The sequence below is a fragment of the Streptomyces sp. CB01373 genome, assembly GCF_002803075.1.
In the GTDB taxonomy this organism is placed as follows: Bacteria; Actinomycetota; Actinomycetes; order Streptomycetales; family Streptomycetaceae; genus Streptomyces.
Map to the genome: position 1 here is coordinate 101704 of NZ_NNBK01000009.1, position 14747 is coordinate 116450.

Here is a 14747-nt window from a genome sequence, read left to right on the forward strand (position 1 = left end):
CGCGAAGAGCGATCCGGTCTCGCCATCGCTGTATGTGTGCGGCATGCGCGCGACAGGCGTCACGCCGTGGTGATCTTGACGGTGTACGCGCCGGACGCCGTGCGGTTCTCCACCTCCACCCGGACCCCGTCGCCCGGCACGGTGAAGCTCTCCCCCACGTCGATCGGGGCGTCGGCGAGCGCGGGCTGGACCGAAGACTCCTCGCAGGCCCCGGTGTGCGGATGGGCGTCGATCACCTCGATCGGGCCGCCACCGGACTCCGCCCCGCTGCGCACCCGGTACACCAGCACCCCCTGCCGGCACCCGGTCACGTCGTTGCCGATCGACGCCCGCGCCTCGATGGCCAGCACGCTGTCGCTCCCGGTGCGCACCACCACCAGCTTCGTTCCGCCGCCGAGCCCGAACAGCGGCGGCCCGGCGGCGGCCGTCACCGACGGACCCTCCTCCGGCGGGCTCGCTCCCGCCGGGCCCGCCTCCACCGGCTCCAGGGTCACCCGGGTCGGCCCGCCTCCCCGCACGCAGGTCACCTGACGGGGGTTCAGCCAGCCGAGCTTCCACTTGTGCCAGGCGAAGAGGTCGGGGGACAGGCCGAACTGGCTGCCCATCAGGTCCCAGTCCCCGACGTAGGTGTCCCAGTCGCCCTTGCCGTCCGCGGGCCGGTGGTACAGGTCGGGCAGGTCGAAGACGTGCCCGGTCTCGTGGGCGAGCACCAGCCGGTCCGGCGGGTGCCGTTCGAAGACGGTCACCACCCGCCGGATCTCCTTGCCGTCGGCCACCAGCGGGGTGTCCAGGTTGACGACCTTCGTCGCGTCCGAGTCGACGCCGGGCGCGTCCGGGTCGGCGACGAAGTAGACGATGTCGTAGCGCGAGAAGTCGACCTGGGGATCGGCCGCGGCTAGCGCGTCCCGCAGATACGCGGTGCGGTCCCGGGCGTTCCAGTCACGGTGCACGGCGTACGCGGTGGACGGGCGCGGCATCCGGATCCAGCGCCGCAGCGGGTGGGGGCGCAGGGTGAACCTGCCGTACGACGCCTGTTCGAAGTACCGGCTGGTGGCCGGGAAGTGGTCGGCGGCGAGTTCGGCCGGGGTGGTCCGCGGGGTGGAGTCCGGGAAGGACAGGAACACGAGGACGGCGTTCAGCGTCCGGGTCGGCCGTACGTAGGCGGGGTTCCAGGTGTCCAGCCCCTCCGAGTGGTGGGCGTCCGTGCGTCGCAGGGCGCAGGGCGCGGGGGAGAACGGTTCGGCGACCGAAGGGCCGCCCAGGATCGAGGTGGCGGCGACCGCCGACATGGTGGTGAACACGGCCGCGGTACTGCGCAGCCTGGGACGTGCCCCGGCCAGGTTCAGCGCGTTGCGGACGTCATGGCCGAGTGCCTTCAGGGGCGGCTGACACGGCACGGGGACCTCCGGGGGCGGTTCACGGGACACCGACCCCAGCCTGTGGGAGTTTGGAGAAGTACGCCCTGTTTGTCTGCACCGGAAGGGTGAGGGAGGCGAGTTCACGGCAGGACGGCCCGACAGAGGTCCGGGAAAAGAACACCTCCGGACCGCTCACGGAACGTCACAGATGGTCAGCCGTACAAAGAACTCGTCCATGTGTGGTCGAAAACGATGTCGGTGAGTGGCCGGTCGTCGCGCGGGACAGGCGAGTGGCTGGAAGGGGTTCGCCGACGGCATCTATGATCGACACACTTTTCCTGCACTTTCCTGCGCGGACACGGGCCGGGACGCCGTCCACCAGCCGGCGGACCACCCGACGAGACCGAAAAGAAGACCGAGTGCACTGCGGGAGCGAGCGGTGAGCGGAACGTCCGAAGGGCCGACGCCCGCGGCAGACCTCATCCGACCTACTGTCACGGAGAGTGATGCCGCGAGGCCTCCGGGTACGGACCCGGTCGCGGCGGTCGCCGCCGAGCGGGCCGTGGCCCCCACCGCGCCCGCGCCCTCCGGCACCGGTCCCGCCGGGTTCCTGCCCGCCCACGGCCTCACCCGGATGGCGGAACCGGCCCCGGCGGCCCCCCGATTCACCGTCCTGGCCGAATCCGCACCGGCCGTCGTCGACCTGCTCGGGTCCGCACCACCGCCGGCCGGCACTGTCCCGGAACCGGAATCAGTCCCGGATTCCCACCCGGACGCCGACGCCCTCTCGGAGCCCGGCCCGGACGCCGGGGCCGAGCGTCCCTTTCGGTCCGCCTTCTCCGCGGCGCCGTTGGCGATGGCCGTCGTCGACCCCGAGGGCCTGGTCGTCAGTGCCAACGAGACCCTCGGCGCGCTCCTCGGCACCGGCCCCGACGAGCTGACCGGCCGGCCCGCCGCCGAGCTGGTGGACCTCGCCTCCGACGCGCGCACCCGCAACGCCTACGCGGAGGTGCTGCGCGGCCGGCAGGCCCGGCTGCGCTGCGCCCGCCGGCTCAAGCACCCGGACGGCCACCGGCTGTGGGTCCAGGTGACGGTCGCGCCGCTGACCCCCGGCTCCCCCGGCGTGCTGCTGTCCGTGGCGGACATCAGCGCCCGGCGCGAACTCCAGGCCCGGCTGCGGCACTTGAAGAACCACGACCCGGTGACCCAGCTGCCCAACCGCACCCTGTTCTTCGAGCGCCTGTCGGCCGCGCTGGAGACGGAGTCGTACGAGGGCGGCGGGAGCGGCCGGATCGGCCTGTGCTCCCTGGATCTCGACGGCTTCAAGGCGGTCAACGACACCCTCGGCCACCGCATCGGCGACCGGCTGCTCGCCGCCGTGGCCGAACGGCTGACCCGGTGCGCGGACGCGGCAGGGCACGGCCGGACCAGCACGCCGCTGGTGGCCAGGCTCGGCGGCGACGAGTTCGCGCTGCTCGTCGAGGACTCGACCGGCACCGAGCAGCTCGCGGAGCTGGCGGAATCGGTTCTCTCGGCCCTCCAGGAGCCCTTCGAGGTCGCCGGCCGGCGCCTGTCGGTGTCGGCGTCCATCGGCGTGGTCGAACGGCGCGCGGCCGGTTCGTCGGCCACCGCGCTGATGCAGGCCGCCGACACGACGCTGTACTGGGCGAAGGCCGACGGCAAGGCCCGCTGGACCCTGTTCGACCCCGAGCGCAACGCGCACCGCATGACCCGCCAGGCCCTGGTCTCCACCCTGCGCGCGGCCGTGGAGCGCGGCGAGTTCGCCCTGGAGTACCAGCCGCTGGTCGGCATGGAGGACGGGCGGCTGCGCGGGGTCGAGGCCCTCGTCCGCTGGCGGCACCCGGAGTTCGGCACGCTGACGCCGAATCGGTTCATCGCCCTTGCGGAGGAGGACGGCTCGATCGTCCCGCTGGGCCGCTGGATCCTGGGCACCGCCTGCCACCAGGCCCGCCGATGGCAGCTCGACCACCCGGACGAGCCGCCGATCTTCGTCAGCGTCAACGTGGCCGTCCGCCAGGTGTGGGACTCCGACCTCGTCGCGGACGTGGCCGAGGTCCTGGCCGAGACCGGTCTCGCGCCGCACCTGCTGCAGCTGGAGCTGACCGAGTCGGCCGTGATGGGCTCGGCCGGCCGGCCGCTCGAGGCGCTGCGCTCCCTGAACGACATGGGCGTCCACATCGCCATCGACGACTTCGGCACCGGGTACTCCAACCTCGCCTACCTCAGCCGGCTGCCGGTGTCGGCGCTGAAGCTGGACGGCTCCTTCGTACGCGGATTCCAGCACGAGGAGCCGGAGGGCGCGGCGAGACGGCCGAACCCCGCGGACGAGGTCATCGTGGAGGCGATGATCCAGCTCGCGCACCGGCTGGGGCTGACCGTCACCGCCGAGTGCGTGGAGACGTCCGACCAGGCGAGCAGGCTGCGCCGGATCGGCTGCGACACCGGGCAGGGGTGGCTGTACTCCCGGCCGGTGTCGCCGGACCGCATCTCCGAGCTGCTGGGCGGCCGCGCCTGCGGACGCGGCTGAGCCCGCTCAGTCGCCGGGCTGGGTACTGACGTCGGCCGGCAGTCCGTAGGCGTCCGCGATGAGTTCGTAGCTGCGCAGGCGTACGGCGCCGCTGTGCGCGTTGCTCGTGATCATCAACTCGTCGGCGCCGGTGCGCTTTTGCAGGTCGTCGAGACCGGAGCGGACCTCGTCGGGGGTGCCGTGGACGACGTTGGCGTTCCAGGAGTCGACGAACTCCCGCTCCATCGGGCTGAACTCGTACGCCTCCGCCTCCTCGGGGGTGGGCACGAGACCGGGGCGGCCGGTGCGCAGCCGGACCATGTTCAGGGCGGCGGCCAGCACCTGGCGACGCGCCTCGCGCTCGTCCTCGGTGGCGAGGGCCGCGACACCGATGAGGGCGTACGGGGCGTCCAGCACCGCGCTCGGGCGGAACGAGTCGCGGTAGAGGTCGAGGGCGGGGACGGTGTTCTGCGCGGAGAAGTGGTGGGCGAAGGCGAACGGCAGGCCGAGCGTGCCGGCCAGGCGGGCGCTGAAGCCGGAGGAGCCGAGCAGCCAGACCGGCGGGCGGTGCGGGGACTGCACGCCACCCGGGGAGGTCGCCTGGACCGGGCCGGGGACGGCGTGGACGCGGCGGTAGGGGTGGCCGTCGGGGAAGTCGTCGTCGAGGAAGCGGATCAGCTCGGCGAGCTGCTGGGGGAAGTCGTCGCCGCCCCGGTCGATGGGGGTCCCCCCTGCTCGAGCGGAGCCGAGAGCTTGGGGGAGTTCGGTGCGGCGCAGGGCGGCGGCGGTGGCGCCGTCCGTGCCGGGGGCGCGGCCGAGGCCCAGGTCGACCCGGCCGGGGGCCATGGCCTCCAGGGTGCCGAACTGCTCCGCGATGACCAGCGGCGCGTGGTTGGGCAGCATGACGCCGCCGGAGCCGAGGCGGATGCGTTCGGTGTGGGCGGCGAGGTGGGCGAGGATCACGGCCGGGGAGGAGGAGGCGACGCCCGGCATCGAGTGGTGCTCGGCGACCCAGTAGCGGTGGTAGCCGCGGGACTCCGCCGTCTTCGACAGGGCGACGCTGGTGCGCAGCGCGTCGGTGGCGGTGTGGCCCGCGCCCACGGTCACCAGGTCCAGTACGGACAGGGGTACCGGGGCGGTCCCGTGTGTGGTGCCCTTGATCTCGTCTCCCGCCACGGGTGCCTCCAGCTGGTTGACCGTTCACTTTCCTGATCGGGGTCAACAGGGCACCGCTGCCATTTGTTCCTTGCCCACCCACCCGCCCGTCTCGGTTGCGTTCAGAGGAACCGCCACGGGGCTCCGCCCCGGACCCCGGGGCGCGAGGATCCGCCGCGGACCCCGGGGCGCGTCACTTCGCCCCCCGCCCCCCGGACCGCGAAGCTCGCCCCCGGCCCCCCGGCCCCCCGGACCCCGGGACCCCCGGACCCTCGGATCCCCGGATCCCCGGACCGCGTGCCTCCGCCCCGGGCCCGTCGGGCCCGGGCCCGTCGGGCCCGGGGCGGAGGGCCCCGTGCGGCTCCCTCGGACCGTGTTCACGCCGCGAGCGCGTGACCCGGGTGGAGGACCACCTTGGTGTAGCCCTCGATCCGCTTGTCGAACTTCTGGTACGCCTGGGGCGCGTCGGCCAGCGGCAGCTCGTGCGAGACCACGAAGCTGGGCTTGGCGCGCCCGGCCATGATCAGATCGCGCAGCTGCCGGTTGTACTGCTTGACGTTGCACTGGCCGGTGCCCATCTGCTGGCCCTTCTCGAACATCTTGCCGATGGAGACCAGCAGCTGGCCGTGCTTGGCGTGCTCGTCGGGGCCGCCCGGGTCGGAGGGCACGTACAGACCCGGCACGCCGAGCATGCCGGTGGGCCGCACCGTCATGACGAGGGTGTTCAGGACGACGGCGGGCTCCTCGTGGCTGACGTCCTTGTGCGACTGGGCCTGGTAGCCGACGGCGTCCACACCCTTGTCGGTGCCCTCGCCGTTGGTCATCTCCTTGATCTGCTCGGCAGGGTCGCCCCTGGTGAAGTCGATGGGGATGGCCCCGATCTCCTCCGCCTTGGCGAGCCGCTCGGGCACCCGGTCGACCGAGAACACCTTCGACGCGCCGCGCAGCAGTGCCGAGTAGGCGGCCATGAGGCCCACCGGTCCTGCGCCGAAGACGGCGACGGACTCGCCGGGCTTCACCTGGGCGAGTTCGCAGCCGTGGTAGCCGGTCGGGAAGATGTCCGCGAGCAGGACGAAGTCCGTCTCGAACTCTTCGCCCGGCGGCAGCTTCAGGCAGTTGAAGTCGGCGAACGGCACCCTCAGCCGCTCGGCCTGGCCGCCGGTGTAGGGGCCCATCGCCACGTATCCGTAGGCGCCTCCGGCGAAGCCGGGGTTCACCGTGAGGCAGAACCCGGTCTTCCCGGCGAGACAGTTCTTGCAGAACCCGCAGGCCACGTTGAACGGCATCACGACCCGGTCGCCCCGGGACAGCGACGTCACGCCGTCCCCGGTCTCCTCGACGATGCCGAGGTTCTCGTGGCCGAAGACGATGCCGGACTGGGCGGCCGTGCGGCCCTCGTACATGTGCAGGTCGGACCCGCAGATCGCGGTGGACGTGACCCGTACGATCACATCGTTCGGGTGCTGGATCTGGGGATCGTCGACGTCCCTCACCGTGACGTTGAAGGGCTTTTCGTAGACGACGGCTTTCACCTGGGTCACCTCCGCGTCGAACGCTGGACGACGGCGGCGACGACGGGCCGTTGCCGGGGGGGACACCAACCAGGGGGATGACACAGGAAGGCGGGGGCGCTCGGTCGTCCCGGGCCCCGGGCGTTCTCGCTGCACCGCCGGACACTTCCAGAGTCCGCCCGCGTGACCGCGACCGCAACCGCGCCGGTGTCACGCCTGGACGATCGGCTCCCGTGTGAACAGCGCACCCAGAGCGGGGGCGTTGACGCGGCGGTCGGTGAGCCGCAGCGCCTCCCAGACGGTCACCTGGTTCGCCGTGAGGACGGGCTTGCCGAGCTGCTTCTCCAGGGCGGGCAGGTGGGAAACCGTGTGCAGGGCGGTGTCGGGCAGCAGGACCGCGTCCGCCCCGGGGACGTCCGCCTCGCGCGCCAGGGCCAGGATCTCCGCCTCGCCCCAGGTGCCCGCCTCGGCGGCGGTGACGATCCCGGCGCTGCGGGCGGCGGCCACCTCCACCTTCCCCGCGTGCAGGAAGTCCGTGAACAGGCGGGTGACGTCCTCGGGGTAGGTCGCGGCGACCGCGACCCGGCGGGCGCCGACCTCGGCCGCCGCGTGCACGAAGGCGAACGAGGTCGAGGAGGCCGGCGTGCCCGCCGCCCTGGCCAGCTCGCGGACCTGCTCGTGCGCGCCCTCCCAGCCGCGTACGAAGCCGCCGCTGGTGCACGCCCACACCACCGCCTCCGCGCCGGACAGCCGCAGCCCCTCCACGCCCCGGGCGAGCCGCTCGGGCGCGCCCATCTCGTACAGCGCGTCCACCCGGTGGACGTCCTCGCCGATGTCGGTGTGGACCAGGTCCACCCGGATGTCGCTGCCCAGGAGCTGCTCGATACGCGGATAGTCGTCCTCTGCGGAGTGGCCCGGGTAGAGGAATCCGAGTGCGGTCATGGCCTGCCTTCCTGCGGTTCGTCGGACAGTACGGGCCAGGCGCCGCCGTCCTCGTGCCGCGGCCTGGGCGGCGCGGGAGGCACACCGGACGGCAGCGCCTGGTACGGCCCCACGGGTCGGGTACCCAGCCGGCGCAGGGCAGCCCACATCGTGACCTGGTTGGCCGAGATCACCGGTATGCGCAGTTCGGCCTCCAGCTGCGGGATCACGTCGTAGGTCGGCAGGTTCGTGCAGGACAGGAACAGCGCCTGCGGCTGGTCGCCGCGGGCGGCGCGGCGGGCCATGTCGGCCACGCCGCGGTACGGCACCTTCCAGATGTGCCGGGTCAGCCCCATGCAGGCGCACCCGGTGACGGTGACGCCGGCCTCGGCCAGGTAGTCCTGGAGGGAGCGCGTCAAGGACACCGTGTACGGGGTCACCAGCGCCACCCGCCGGGTGCCGAGTTCCGTGAGCGCCTCGAGGAGGGCCCCGGGCGTGGTGACCGCGGCCACCGCGCCCGCCCGTGTCATCGCCGCGCACAGGGCGCGCTCGCCGGCGATCCCGCCGACGAAGCTGCCCGAGGCGCAGGCGTAGGCGACGACCTCGGGCGTGACGGCGGTCAGGGTGCGCACCGCGGCGGCGAGCGTCCGGTGCTCGCTGACCAGCCGGGCCAGGTCCAGGCTCACCTCGACCGGCATGAACGGCGTCCGGGTCAGGTGCAGCGAGACCTCGTCCGGCGCCCACCGCCACAGCTCGCGGTCCAGCGCGAAGTCGAAGGGGGCGACGACCCCGACTCCGCGCTGCGGGCGGGGTCCGCCGAGGAAGGAGATCCCCGTGCCGTTCATGTCGTTCGTGGCGTCCACGGCAGACACCTGCCTCACGTGCGGGAGACGGAGGGGCGCCGCCGACGGCAGGTGAACGACACGGTGGGACAGCGGAGAGCAACCGTCCGTACGGACGCCCGTGTTGACGATGGTGGATTCGGGTGCGAGCGTGGTCAATCCGTGCACGTCAGACGGCCGCCCCTTTCGAGAAACGGCTCGCCATGAGTGTCCCCGTCCTGCTCGTCCTGGACGCCGATCCGCCGCCGCGTCTGGGCCGGCTCACCGGCCGCGCCCGGATCGTGCGCACGGACGCGGCCGGGCTGGCCGCGCGGCTGCCCGAAGCGGACGTGCTGCTCGTGTGGGACTTCGCCTCCACCGCGGTGCGGGACGCCTGGCCGGGCGAGGGGCCGCGGCCGCGCTGGGTGCACACGGCGAGCGCGGGTGTGGACCATCTGATGTGTCCGGAACTCGCGGCGTCCCCCGCGGTGGTGACCAACGCCCGGGGCGTGTTCGACGAGCCGATCGCCGAGTACGTCGCCGCGCTGGTCCTCGCCCTGGCCAAGGACCTGCCGCGGACCCTGGACCTCCAGCGCGAGGGGCGGTGGAGGCACCGCGAGTCGCAGCGGGTGGCCGGTACGCGCGCGTGTGTCGTGGGCTCCGGGCCGATCGGCCGGGCGATCGCGCGCACGCTGGGCGCGCTGGGGGTGCGGGCGGCGGTCGTCGGCCGTGCCGCGCGCACCGGTGTGCACGGCCCGGAGGACCTGGACCGGCTCGTCGCCCGCGCCGACTGGGTGATCGCGGCGGCTCCGCTGACCGAGGAGACCCGCGGCATGTTCGACGCCCGCCGGTTCGGGCTCATGCAGCCCTCGGCGCGCTTCGTCAACGTCGGCCGGGGGCAGCTCGTCGACGAGGAGGCGCTCGTCCGGGCGCTCACGGACCGCTGGATCGCGGGCGCCGCCCTGGACGTCTTCCAGGACGAACCCCTCACCCCCGACAGCCCGTTGTGGCGGGTGCCGGGCCTGGTCGTGTCCCCGCACATGAGCGGTGACACGGTCGGCTGGCGGGACGAACTGTCGGCCCAGTTCGTCGAGTTGTACGGCCGCTGGGAGGCGGGCGAGCCGCTGCCGAACATCGTCGACAAGCAGCGCGGGTACGTACCGGGACACTGACCCCTGTCTGGAGGCGCGATGACCGAGCTCACCGAGCTGACCGCGGGAGAACTGCTCGACGGCTACCGCAAGGGCGAGTTCAGCCCCGTGGAGGCCACCCGGGCGGCCCTGGAACGGGCCGAGCGGATCCAGCCGGAGGTGAACGCGTTCGTCCGGATCACCGCCGAGGACGCCCTGGCACGGGCCCGTGAGTCGGCGGACCGGTGGCGGCGCGGAAGCCCGTCGGGGCTGCTGGACGGGGTGCCGGTCACCGTCAAGGACATCCTGCTGCTGCGCGGCCACCCGACCCTGCGCGGCTCCAGGACCGTGCAGGAGGAGGGCCGTTGGGACGAGGACGCCCCCTCGGTGGCCCGGCTGCGCGAGCACGGCGCGGTCTTCCTCGGCAAGACCACGACCCCCGAGTTCGGCTGGAAGGGCGTCACCGACTCACCGCTGACCGGCGTCACCCGCAACCCGTACGACCCGTCGCGCACCGCGGGCGGTTCCAGCGGTGGCAGCGCGGCGGCCGTGGCGCTCGGCGCGGGCCCGCTGTCACTGGGCACGGACGGCGGCGGCAGTGTGCGCATCCCGGCCGCGATGTGCGGGATCTTCGGGATGAAGCCGACGTACGGCCGGGTCCCGCTGTATCCGCCCAGCGCCTTCGGCACGCTGTCCCACGTGGGTCCGATGACCCGGGACGCGGCGGACGCGGCGCTGCTGCTCGACGTGATCGGGGTGCCCGACGCGCGGGACTGGTCGGCGCTCGGACCGGCCACCGGCTCGTTCACTCAGGCGCTGGCCGGCGGGGTGCGGGGGCTGCGGGTCGCCTACTCGCCGTCCCTGGGCGGACAGGTACCGGTGCGTCCGGCGGTCGCCACGGCGGTGCGCCGGGCGGTGGCGGAGCTGGCGGACCTCGGCGCGTACGTCATCGAGAGCGACCCGGACTTCGCGGAGCCGGTGGAGGCCTTCCACACCCTGTGGTTCAGCGGCGCGGCCCGTGTCGTCCAGCATCTGGGGCCCCAGCGGCGGCAGTTGCTCGATCCGGGGCTGCGGGAGATCTGCGCGGCCGGCGCCCGGCTGTCGGCGCTCGACTACCTGGCCGCCGTGGACGTGCGCATGGAACTCGGCCGCACCATGGGCCACTTCCACCAGAGCTACGACCTGCTGGTCACGCCGACGCTGCCGATCACGGCGTTCGAGGCGGGCGCGGAGGTGCCGAAGGGCTCGGGGCACCGGCGCTGGACCGGGTGGACGCCGTTCACGTACCCGTTCAACATGACCCAGCAGCCGGCGGCGTCGGTGCCCGTGGGCAGCGACGAGGACGGGCTGCCGGTCGGCCTCCAGATCGTGGCCGCGCGGCACCGCGACGAGCTGGTGCTGCGGGCGGCCCACGCGCTGTACGAGGCGGGGGTGGCGACCCGGCTCACGCCCGCCGGAAGGTGAGGGTCTCCCCCGCGGCGCCGGAGCGCCACAGGTCGTTGCAGGCCCGGGCCATGGCGTCCAGGCCCTCGGTGACCTGGCCCCAGACGATGCCGGGCACCCAGCCGACGTCGCCGTTGAGCAGGAGGTTGTTGCGTTCGTAGAACAGGGCGAGGTCCACGACCGTCGGCCCGGCGCCGGGTACGCGGTCGTAGCCGTAGGCCTGCGTGCCCAGTTCGGCGCCGGCGAACGAGAAGTAGCAGAGATCGCCCGGGATCGGAGTGACCGTCGGATTCTCCAGCGGTGGCTCCGCCCGGGCGAACGGCTCGAAGAGGGCGTAGATCTCGTTGCGCGCGTACTTCGCGTGGAAGACGTCCCCGCTCAGCGGGAGCGCGTCCCAGACCGCGGCGCAGGTGCGCGGCGCCCGGCCGTCCAGCAGCCGTGCCGTGCAGCGGATTCCGCGCCGGTCCAGCGCGACTTCGACGTGGCGTTCCGCCATGGCGCCTCCTCACGGTCGCTGAGGGCCCGTCTGCCCGAAGGAACGGGAGTTCACACCCGCCCCGCGCCTCCGCGTCCGCCTCCGCGCCCGGACACGGAACGGCATCTCCCCGGACACCGTTGGATCACATCCCCAAGTCCACCCGCATAGACCACTCAGAGCGGGCAGGCGCCACCACTGTCCGCGAAGGGCCCGAGCCGACGAGGCCCTCTTGGAGGGTGAGTATCCATGTCCGAGTTCCCCAACCTGTCCCGCCGGGGCTTTCTGACCAGGACGGCGGCCGTGGGCGGCATGCTCACCGTCCCCGGGCTGCTGGCCGCGTGCAGCAGGACGGACAGCGGCGACGGCAAGGGCTCGAAGCTGGCACAACTGAGGAAACAGGGCTATGTGAAGGTGGCCTACGCCAACGAGGCCCCGTACGGATTCGAGGAGGGCGGGCAGCTCAAGGGCGAGGCACCGACGCTGCACAGAGAGATCTTCAAGGCGCTGGGAGTGGACGAGCTGAAGCCGGCCTTCTCCGAATGGGACGGTCTGATCCCCGGACTCCAGGCCGGCAAGTACGACGTGATCAGCGCGGGCATGGCCATCATCCCGGAGCGCTGCCGGAAGGCGCTGTTCTCCGAGCCGGAGTTCGTCTCGCCCACCACGATGATGGTGAAGAAGGGCAACCCGAAGAACCTGACCGACCTCGCCTCCGCCAAGGCGGCCGGGGCGACCCTCGGCGTGATGTCGGGCGCGGTGGAGAAGGGCTACGTCACCGCCGCCGGGATCTCCGAGAGCGGCATACGGACGCTGCAGAAGCCGCAGGACGGAGCGGACGCGGTCGCGCAGGGCAGGATCGACGCCTTCGTGCTGACGGGCATCTCGCTGCGCTGGCTGGCCAGGACCAACCCGAAGGTCGAGGTCACCGAGTCGTTCGTGCCGGTGGTGAACGGCGTGAAGCAGTACAGCCCGGGCGGCGCCGTCTTCCGCAAGGGCAGCGAGGAACTCCGGGACGCCTTCGACGAGCAGCTGAAGAAGATCACCTCGGATCCGGACCGGTACGTGCGGCTCGTCGGGGAGTACGGGTTCGGCAAGGACACGATCCCGCCGGCGGACCTGAAGACCGCCGACCTGTGCAAGGGCTGACGGGGTCGCCTGCCCATGGCTGACTTCTACTCGTACTTCTTCGACCACATGTCCGCCGTGTGGTCGGGGCTCCTGGTGACGGTCGAGGCCACGGTCCTCGGATCGGTCGTCGCGCTCGCCCTGTCCTTCGTCTTCGGCTTCGCGGCCGGCAGCAGGCTTCCGCTCGCCCGGGGCGTGTCGCGGGTGGTCGTGGAGTTCCTCCGCGGCACCTCGCTGTACGTCCAGCTCTTCTGGCTCTACTACGCCTTCCCGCTGCTGGCCGGGTACGAGCTGTCGCCGCTGTTCTGCGGTGTGGTGGCGTTCGGCATGAACTACGGCGCCTACGGCTCCGAGGTGGTGCGCGGCGCGCTGAACGCCGTGCCCAGGGCGCAGTGGGAGGCCGCCGTCGCGCTGAACATGACGCCCCTGCAGCGCATGCGCCGGGTGATCCTGCCGCAGGCGTGGGTGCAGATGATCCCCTCGTTCACGAACCTGCTGATCCAGTTGCTGAAGTGCACCCCGCTGCTGTGGCTGATCTCCGCGGCCGACCTGACGACGGTGGTCCAGCAGATGCGTGACCGCACCGGCGCGACCACCTGGGCCTATCTGACCCTGCTGGTGATCTACTTCGTCCTCGCCTACGCGCTGACCCTGCTGATGAACGCCCTGGAGCGACACGCCAAGTCGCGGCTCGGCCTGCGCACGGACCGCCGCTCGCTGCTGCGCCGCCGCGGCCCCGGGCCGGCGCGCGAGCCCGAGACGGCGGGAGGCGCCTCGTGAGCTACGAATGGGACTGGGACGCGGTCCGCGACTCGCTGCCGCTGCTGTGGCACGGCTTTCTCACCACGCTGCTGGCCACGGTCCTCGGCACCGCGGTGGCCGCCGTGCTCGGCCTGCTCGTGGCCGTGGCCGGGCGGGCGCCGACCCGGCTGGTCACCGTGCCGGTACGGGCGGTCACCGAGTTCGTCCGGTCCACCCCGCTGCTGGTGCAGCTGGTCGGCGCCTACGCGGTCCTCAACACGGTCGATCCGCTGACCATCGGCGTCGCGGTGCTCGGCATCCACTACGCCTCCTACCTGTCGGAGGTGTACCGGGCGGGCATCGACGCCGTACCGAAGGGCCAGTGGGAGGCCTGCCGGGCGCTGTCCATGTCGCCGCGCCGCACCTGGCAGGCGGTGATCCTGCCGCAGGCGGTGCGCAAGGTGCTGCCGGCGCTGGGCAACTACGGCATCTCGATGTTCAAGGAGACCCCGTTCCTGGCCGTCATCACGGTCCAGGAGATGGTCGCCAAGGCCCGGGAGTACGGCGCGGACCACTTCACCTACGCCGAGACGTTCACACTCGCGGGCCTGTTCTTCCTGGCGGCAAGCTATCCGACCTCGCTTCTGATGAGAAAGCTGGAGAAGCGCCTTGGCCACTGACCCTTTGCAGAAGACGCCGCCACAGGCGCCCGAGAACGTGACGCCGGACGCGCCGCCCGCGGATCTGGTCCGCTTCGACCAGGTGGTCAAGCGCTTCGGCGGCCACGTCGTGCTCGACCGGCTGGACTTCGCCGTCCAGCGCGGTGAGCACGTGACGCTGATCGGGCCGAGCGGCTCGGGCAAGACGACCATCCTGCGGCTGCTGATGACGCTGGAGCGCGTCAGCGACGGCGTGATCCACGTGGACGGCGAGCCGCTGTCCCACATGCCCGGCCCGGACGGGGCCCTGCGGCCGGCGGACGAGAGGCATCTGCGCCGGATCCGCAGGAAGATCGGGATGGTCTTCCAGCAGTTCAACCTGTTCCCGAACATGAAGGTGCTCCAGAACATCACGGAGGCGCCCGTCAACGTGCTCGGGATCGGCCGCGACGAGGCGGAGGAGCGGGCCCGGGAACTCCTCGACCTCGTCGGACTCGCGGACAAGACCGACGCCCATCCCTCGCAGCTGTCCGGCGGCCAGCAGCAGCGGGTGGCGATCGCCCGGGCGCTCGCCATGCGGCCGGAGATCCTGCTCCTGGACGAGGTGACCTCGGCTCTGGACCCGGAGCTGGTGGCCGGTGTGCTCGACCTGCTGAGGGAGATCGCGCACACCACCGACATCACATTGCTGTGCGTGACCCACGAGATGAACTTCGCCCGGGACATCTCCGACCAGGTGCTGATGTTCGACTCGGGCCGGGTGATCGAGTCCGGGCCGCCGCAGAAGCTCTTCGGCGATCCCGACCACGAGCGGACCCGGGAGTTCCTGAGCGCTGTCCTGTAGGGGCCGCTCCGGGGGCGCCGGCGGCCTTCCGGGC

The 14747-nt window shown here is 72.4% G+C and carries 13 protein-coding genes; 7 read left to right on the forward strand and 6 right to left on the reverse strand.

Translation table 11 applies throughout. The features are described 5' to 3' along the window. Nucleotides 1–59: 59 nt before the first annotated feature. The gene (locus tag CG719_RS15615; RefSeq protein ID WP_100569229.1) at nt 60–1397 is read right to left on the reverse strand and encodes a M6 family metalloprotease domain-containing protein; all 1338 of its coding nucleotides are present in this window, start codon (nt 1395–1397) and stop codon (nt 60–62) included. Between the two features lie 400 nt (nt 1398–1797). On the opposite strand from CG719_RS15615, the gene CG719_RS15620 reads away from it, so the two are divergent. Continuing rightward, nucleotides 1798–3906, forward strand: a complete 2109-nt coding sequence (locus CG719_RS15620; RefSeq protein WP_234375601.1) for a putative bifunctional diguanylate cyclase/phosphodiesterase — start codon at nt 1798–1800, stop codon at nt 3904–3906. Nucleotides 3907–3912: 6 nt separating this feature from the next. On the opposite strand, the gene CG719_RS15625 is transcribed toward CG719_RS15620, so the two are convergent. The 4 genes from CG719_RS15625 to CG719_RS15645 form a co-directional block, all read right to left on the reverse strand. Further along, nucleotides 3913–5061 (reverse strand): LLM class flavin-dependent oxidoreductase, encoded by a 1149-nt coding sequence (locus CG719_RS15625; RefSeq protein WP_100569230.1) that lies wholly within the window; start codon nt 5059–5061, stop codon nt 3913–3915. A 356-nt stretch (nt 5062–5417) separates the two neighbouring features. Continuing rightward, entirely contained in the window at nt 5418–6572 is a 1155-nt protein-coding gene (locus CG719_RS15635) for a glutathione-independent formaldehyde dehydrogenase (RefSeq protein WP_100569396.1), read from the reverse strand. Between the two features lie 189 nt (nt 6573–6761). Further along, nucleotides 6762–7493 (reverse strand): maleate cis-trans isomerase family protein, encoded by a 732-nt coding sequence (locus tag CG719_RS15640; protein WP_100569231.1) that lies wholly within the window; start codon nt 7491–7493, stop codon nt 6762–6764. Beyond that, on the reverse strand, nt 7490–8317 hold the full coding sequence (locus tag CG719_RS15645) for a maleate cis-trans isomerase family protein (protein ID WP_100569397.1): 828 nt from the start codon (nt 8315–8317) through the stop codon (nt 7490–7492). Before CG719_RS15645 ends, CG719_RS15640 begins: the two co-directional genes overlap by 4 nt. A gap of 200 nt (nt 8318–8517) precedes the next feature. Here CG719_RS15645 and CG719_RS15650 point away from each other — a divergent pair, with 200 nt between their 5' ends. Beyond that, nucleotides 8518–9465 carry a D-2-hydroxyacid dehydrogenase gene (locus CG719_RS15650; RefSeq protein ID WP_100569232.1) on the forward strand — a complete coding sequence of 316 codons (948 nt, stop codon included), beginning with the start codon at nt 8518–8520 and terminating at the stop codon, nt 9463–9465. A gap of 18 nt (nt 9466–9483) precedes the next feature. After that, nucleotides 9484–10887 (forward strand): amidase, encoded by a 1404-nt coding sequence (locus CG719_RS15655; protein ID WP_100569233.1) that lies wholly within the window; start codon nt 9484–9486, stop codon nt 10885–10887. Here the strand turns inward: CG719_RS15655 and CG719_RS15660 are convergent. Further along, a complete protein-coding gene (locus CG719_RS15660) occupies nt 10868–11362 on the reverse strand; it encodes a DUF3830 family protein (RefSeq protein ID WP_100569234.1) in 495 nt (164 codons plus the stop codon). The genes CG719_RS15655 and CG719_RS15660 overlap by 20 nt on opposite strands. A gap of 228 nt (nt 11363–11590) precedes the next feature. Here CG719_RS15660 and ehuB point away from each other — a divergent pair, with 228 nt between their 5' ends. Genes ehuB through ehuA form a run of 4 tightly spaced genes read left to right on the forward strand, consistent with a single transcriptional unit; the run spans nt 11591 to nt 14713 of the window. Then, nucleotides 11591–12490: an ectoine/hydroxyectoine ABC transporter substrate-binding protein EhuB gene (gene ehuB, locus CG719_RS15665; RefSeq protein ID WP_100569235.1), complete on the forward strand. Its 900-nt coding sequence runs from the start codon at nt 11591–11593 to the stop codon at nt 12488–12490. Between the two features lie 15 nt (nt 12491–12505). Continuing rightward, entirely contained in the window at nt 12506–13249 is a 744-nt protein-coding gene (gene ehuC / locus CG719_RS15670; protein ID WP_100569236.1) for an ectoine/hydroxyectoine ABC transporter permease subunit EhuC, read from the forward strand. Next, nucleotides 13246–13890, forward strand: a complete 645-nt coding sequence (ehuD, locus tag CG719_RS15675) for an ectoine/hydroxyectoine ABC transporter permease subunit EhuD (RefSeq protein ID WP_100569237.1) — start codon at nt 13246–13248, stop codon at nt 13888–13890. Before ehuC ends, ehuD begins: the two co-directional genes overlap by 4 nt. Further along, nucleotides 13880–14713 (forward strand): ectoine/hydroxyectoine ABC transporter ATP-binding protein EhuA, encoded by an 834-nt coding sequence (gene ehuA, locus CG719_RS15680; protein WP_100569238.1) that lies wholly within the window; start codon nt 13880–13882, stop codon nt 14711–14713. Before ehuD ends, ehuA begins: the two co-directional genes overlap by 11 nt. The last annotated feature ends 34 nt before the right edge of the window (nt 14714–14747 follow it).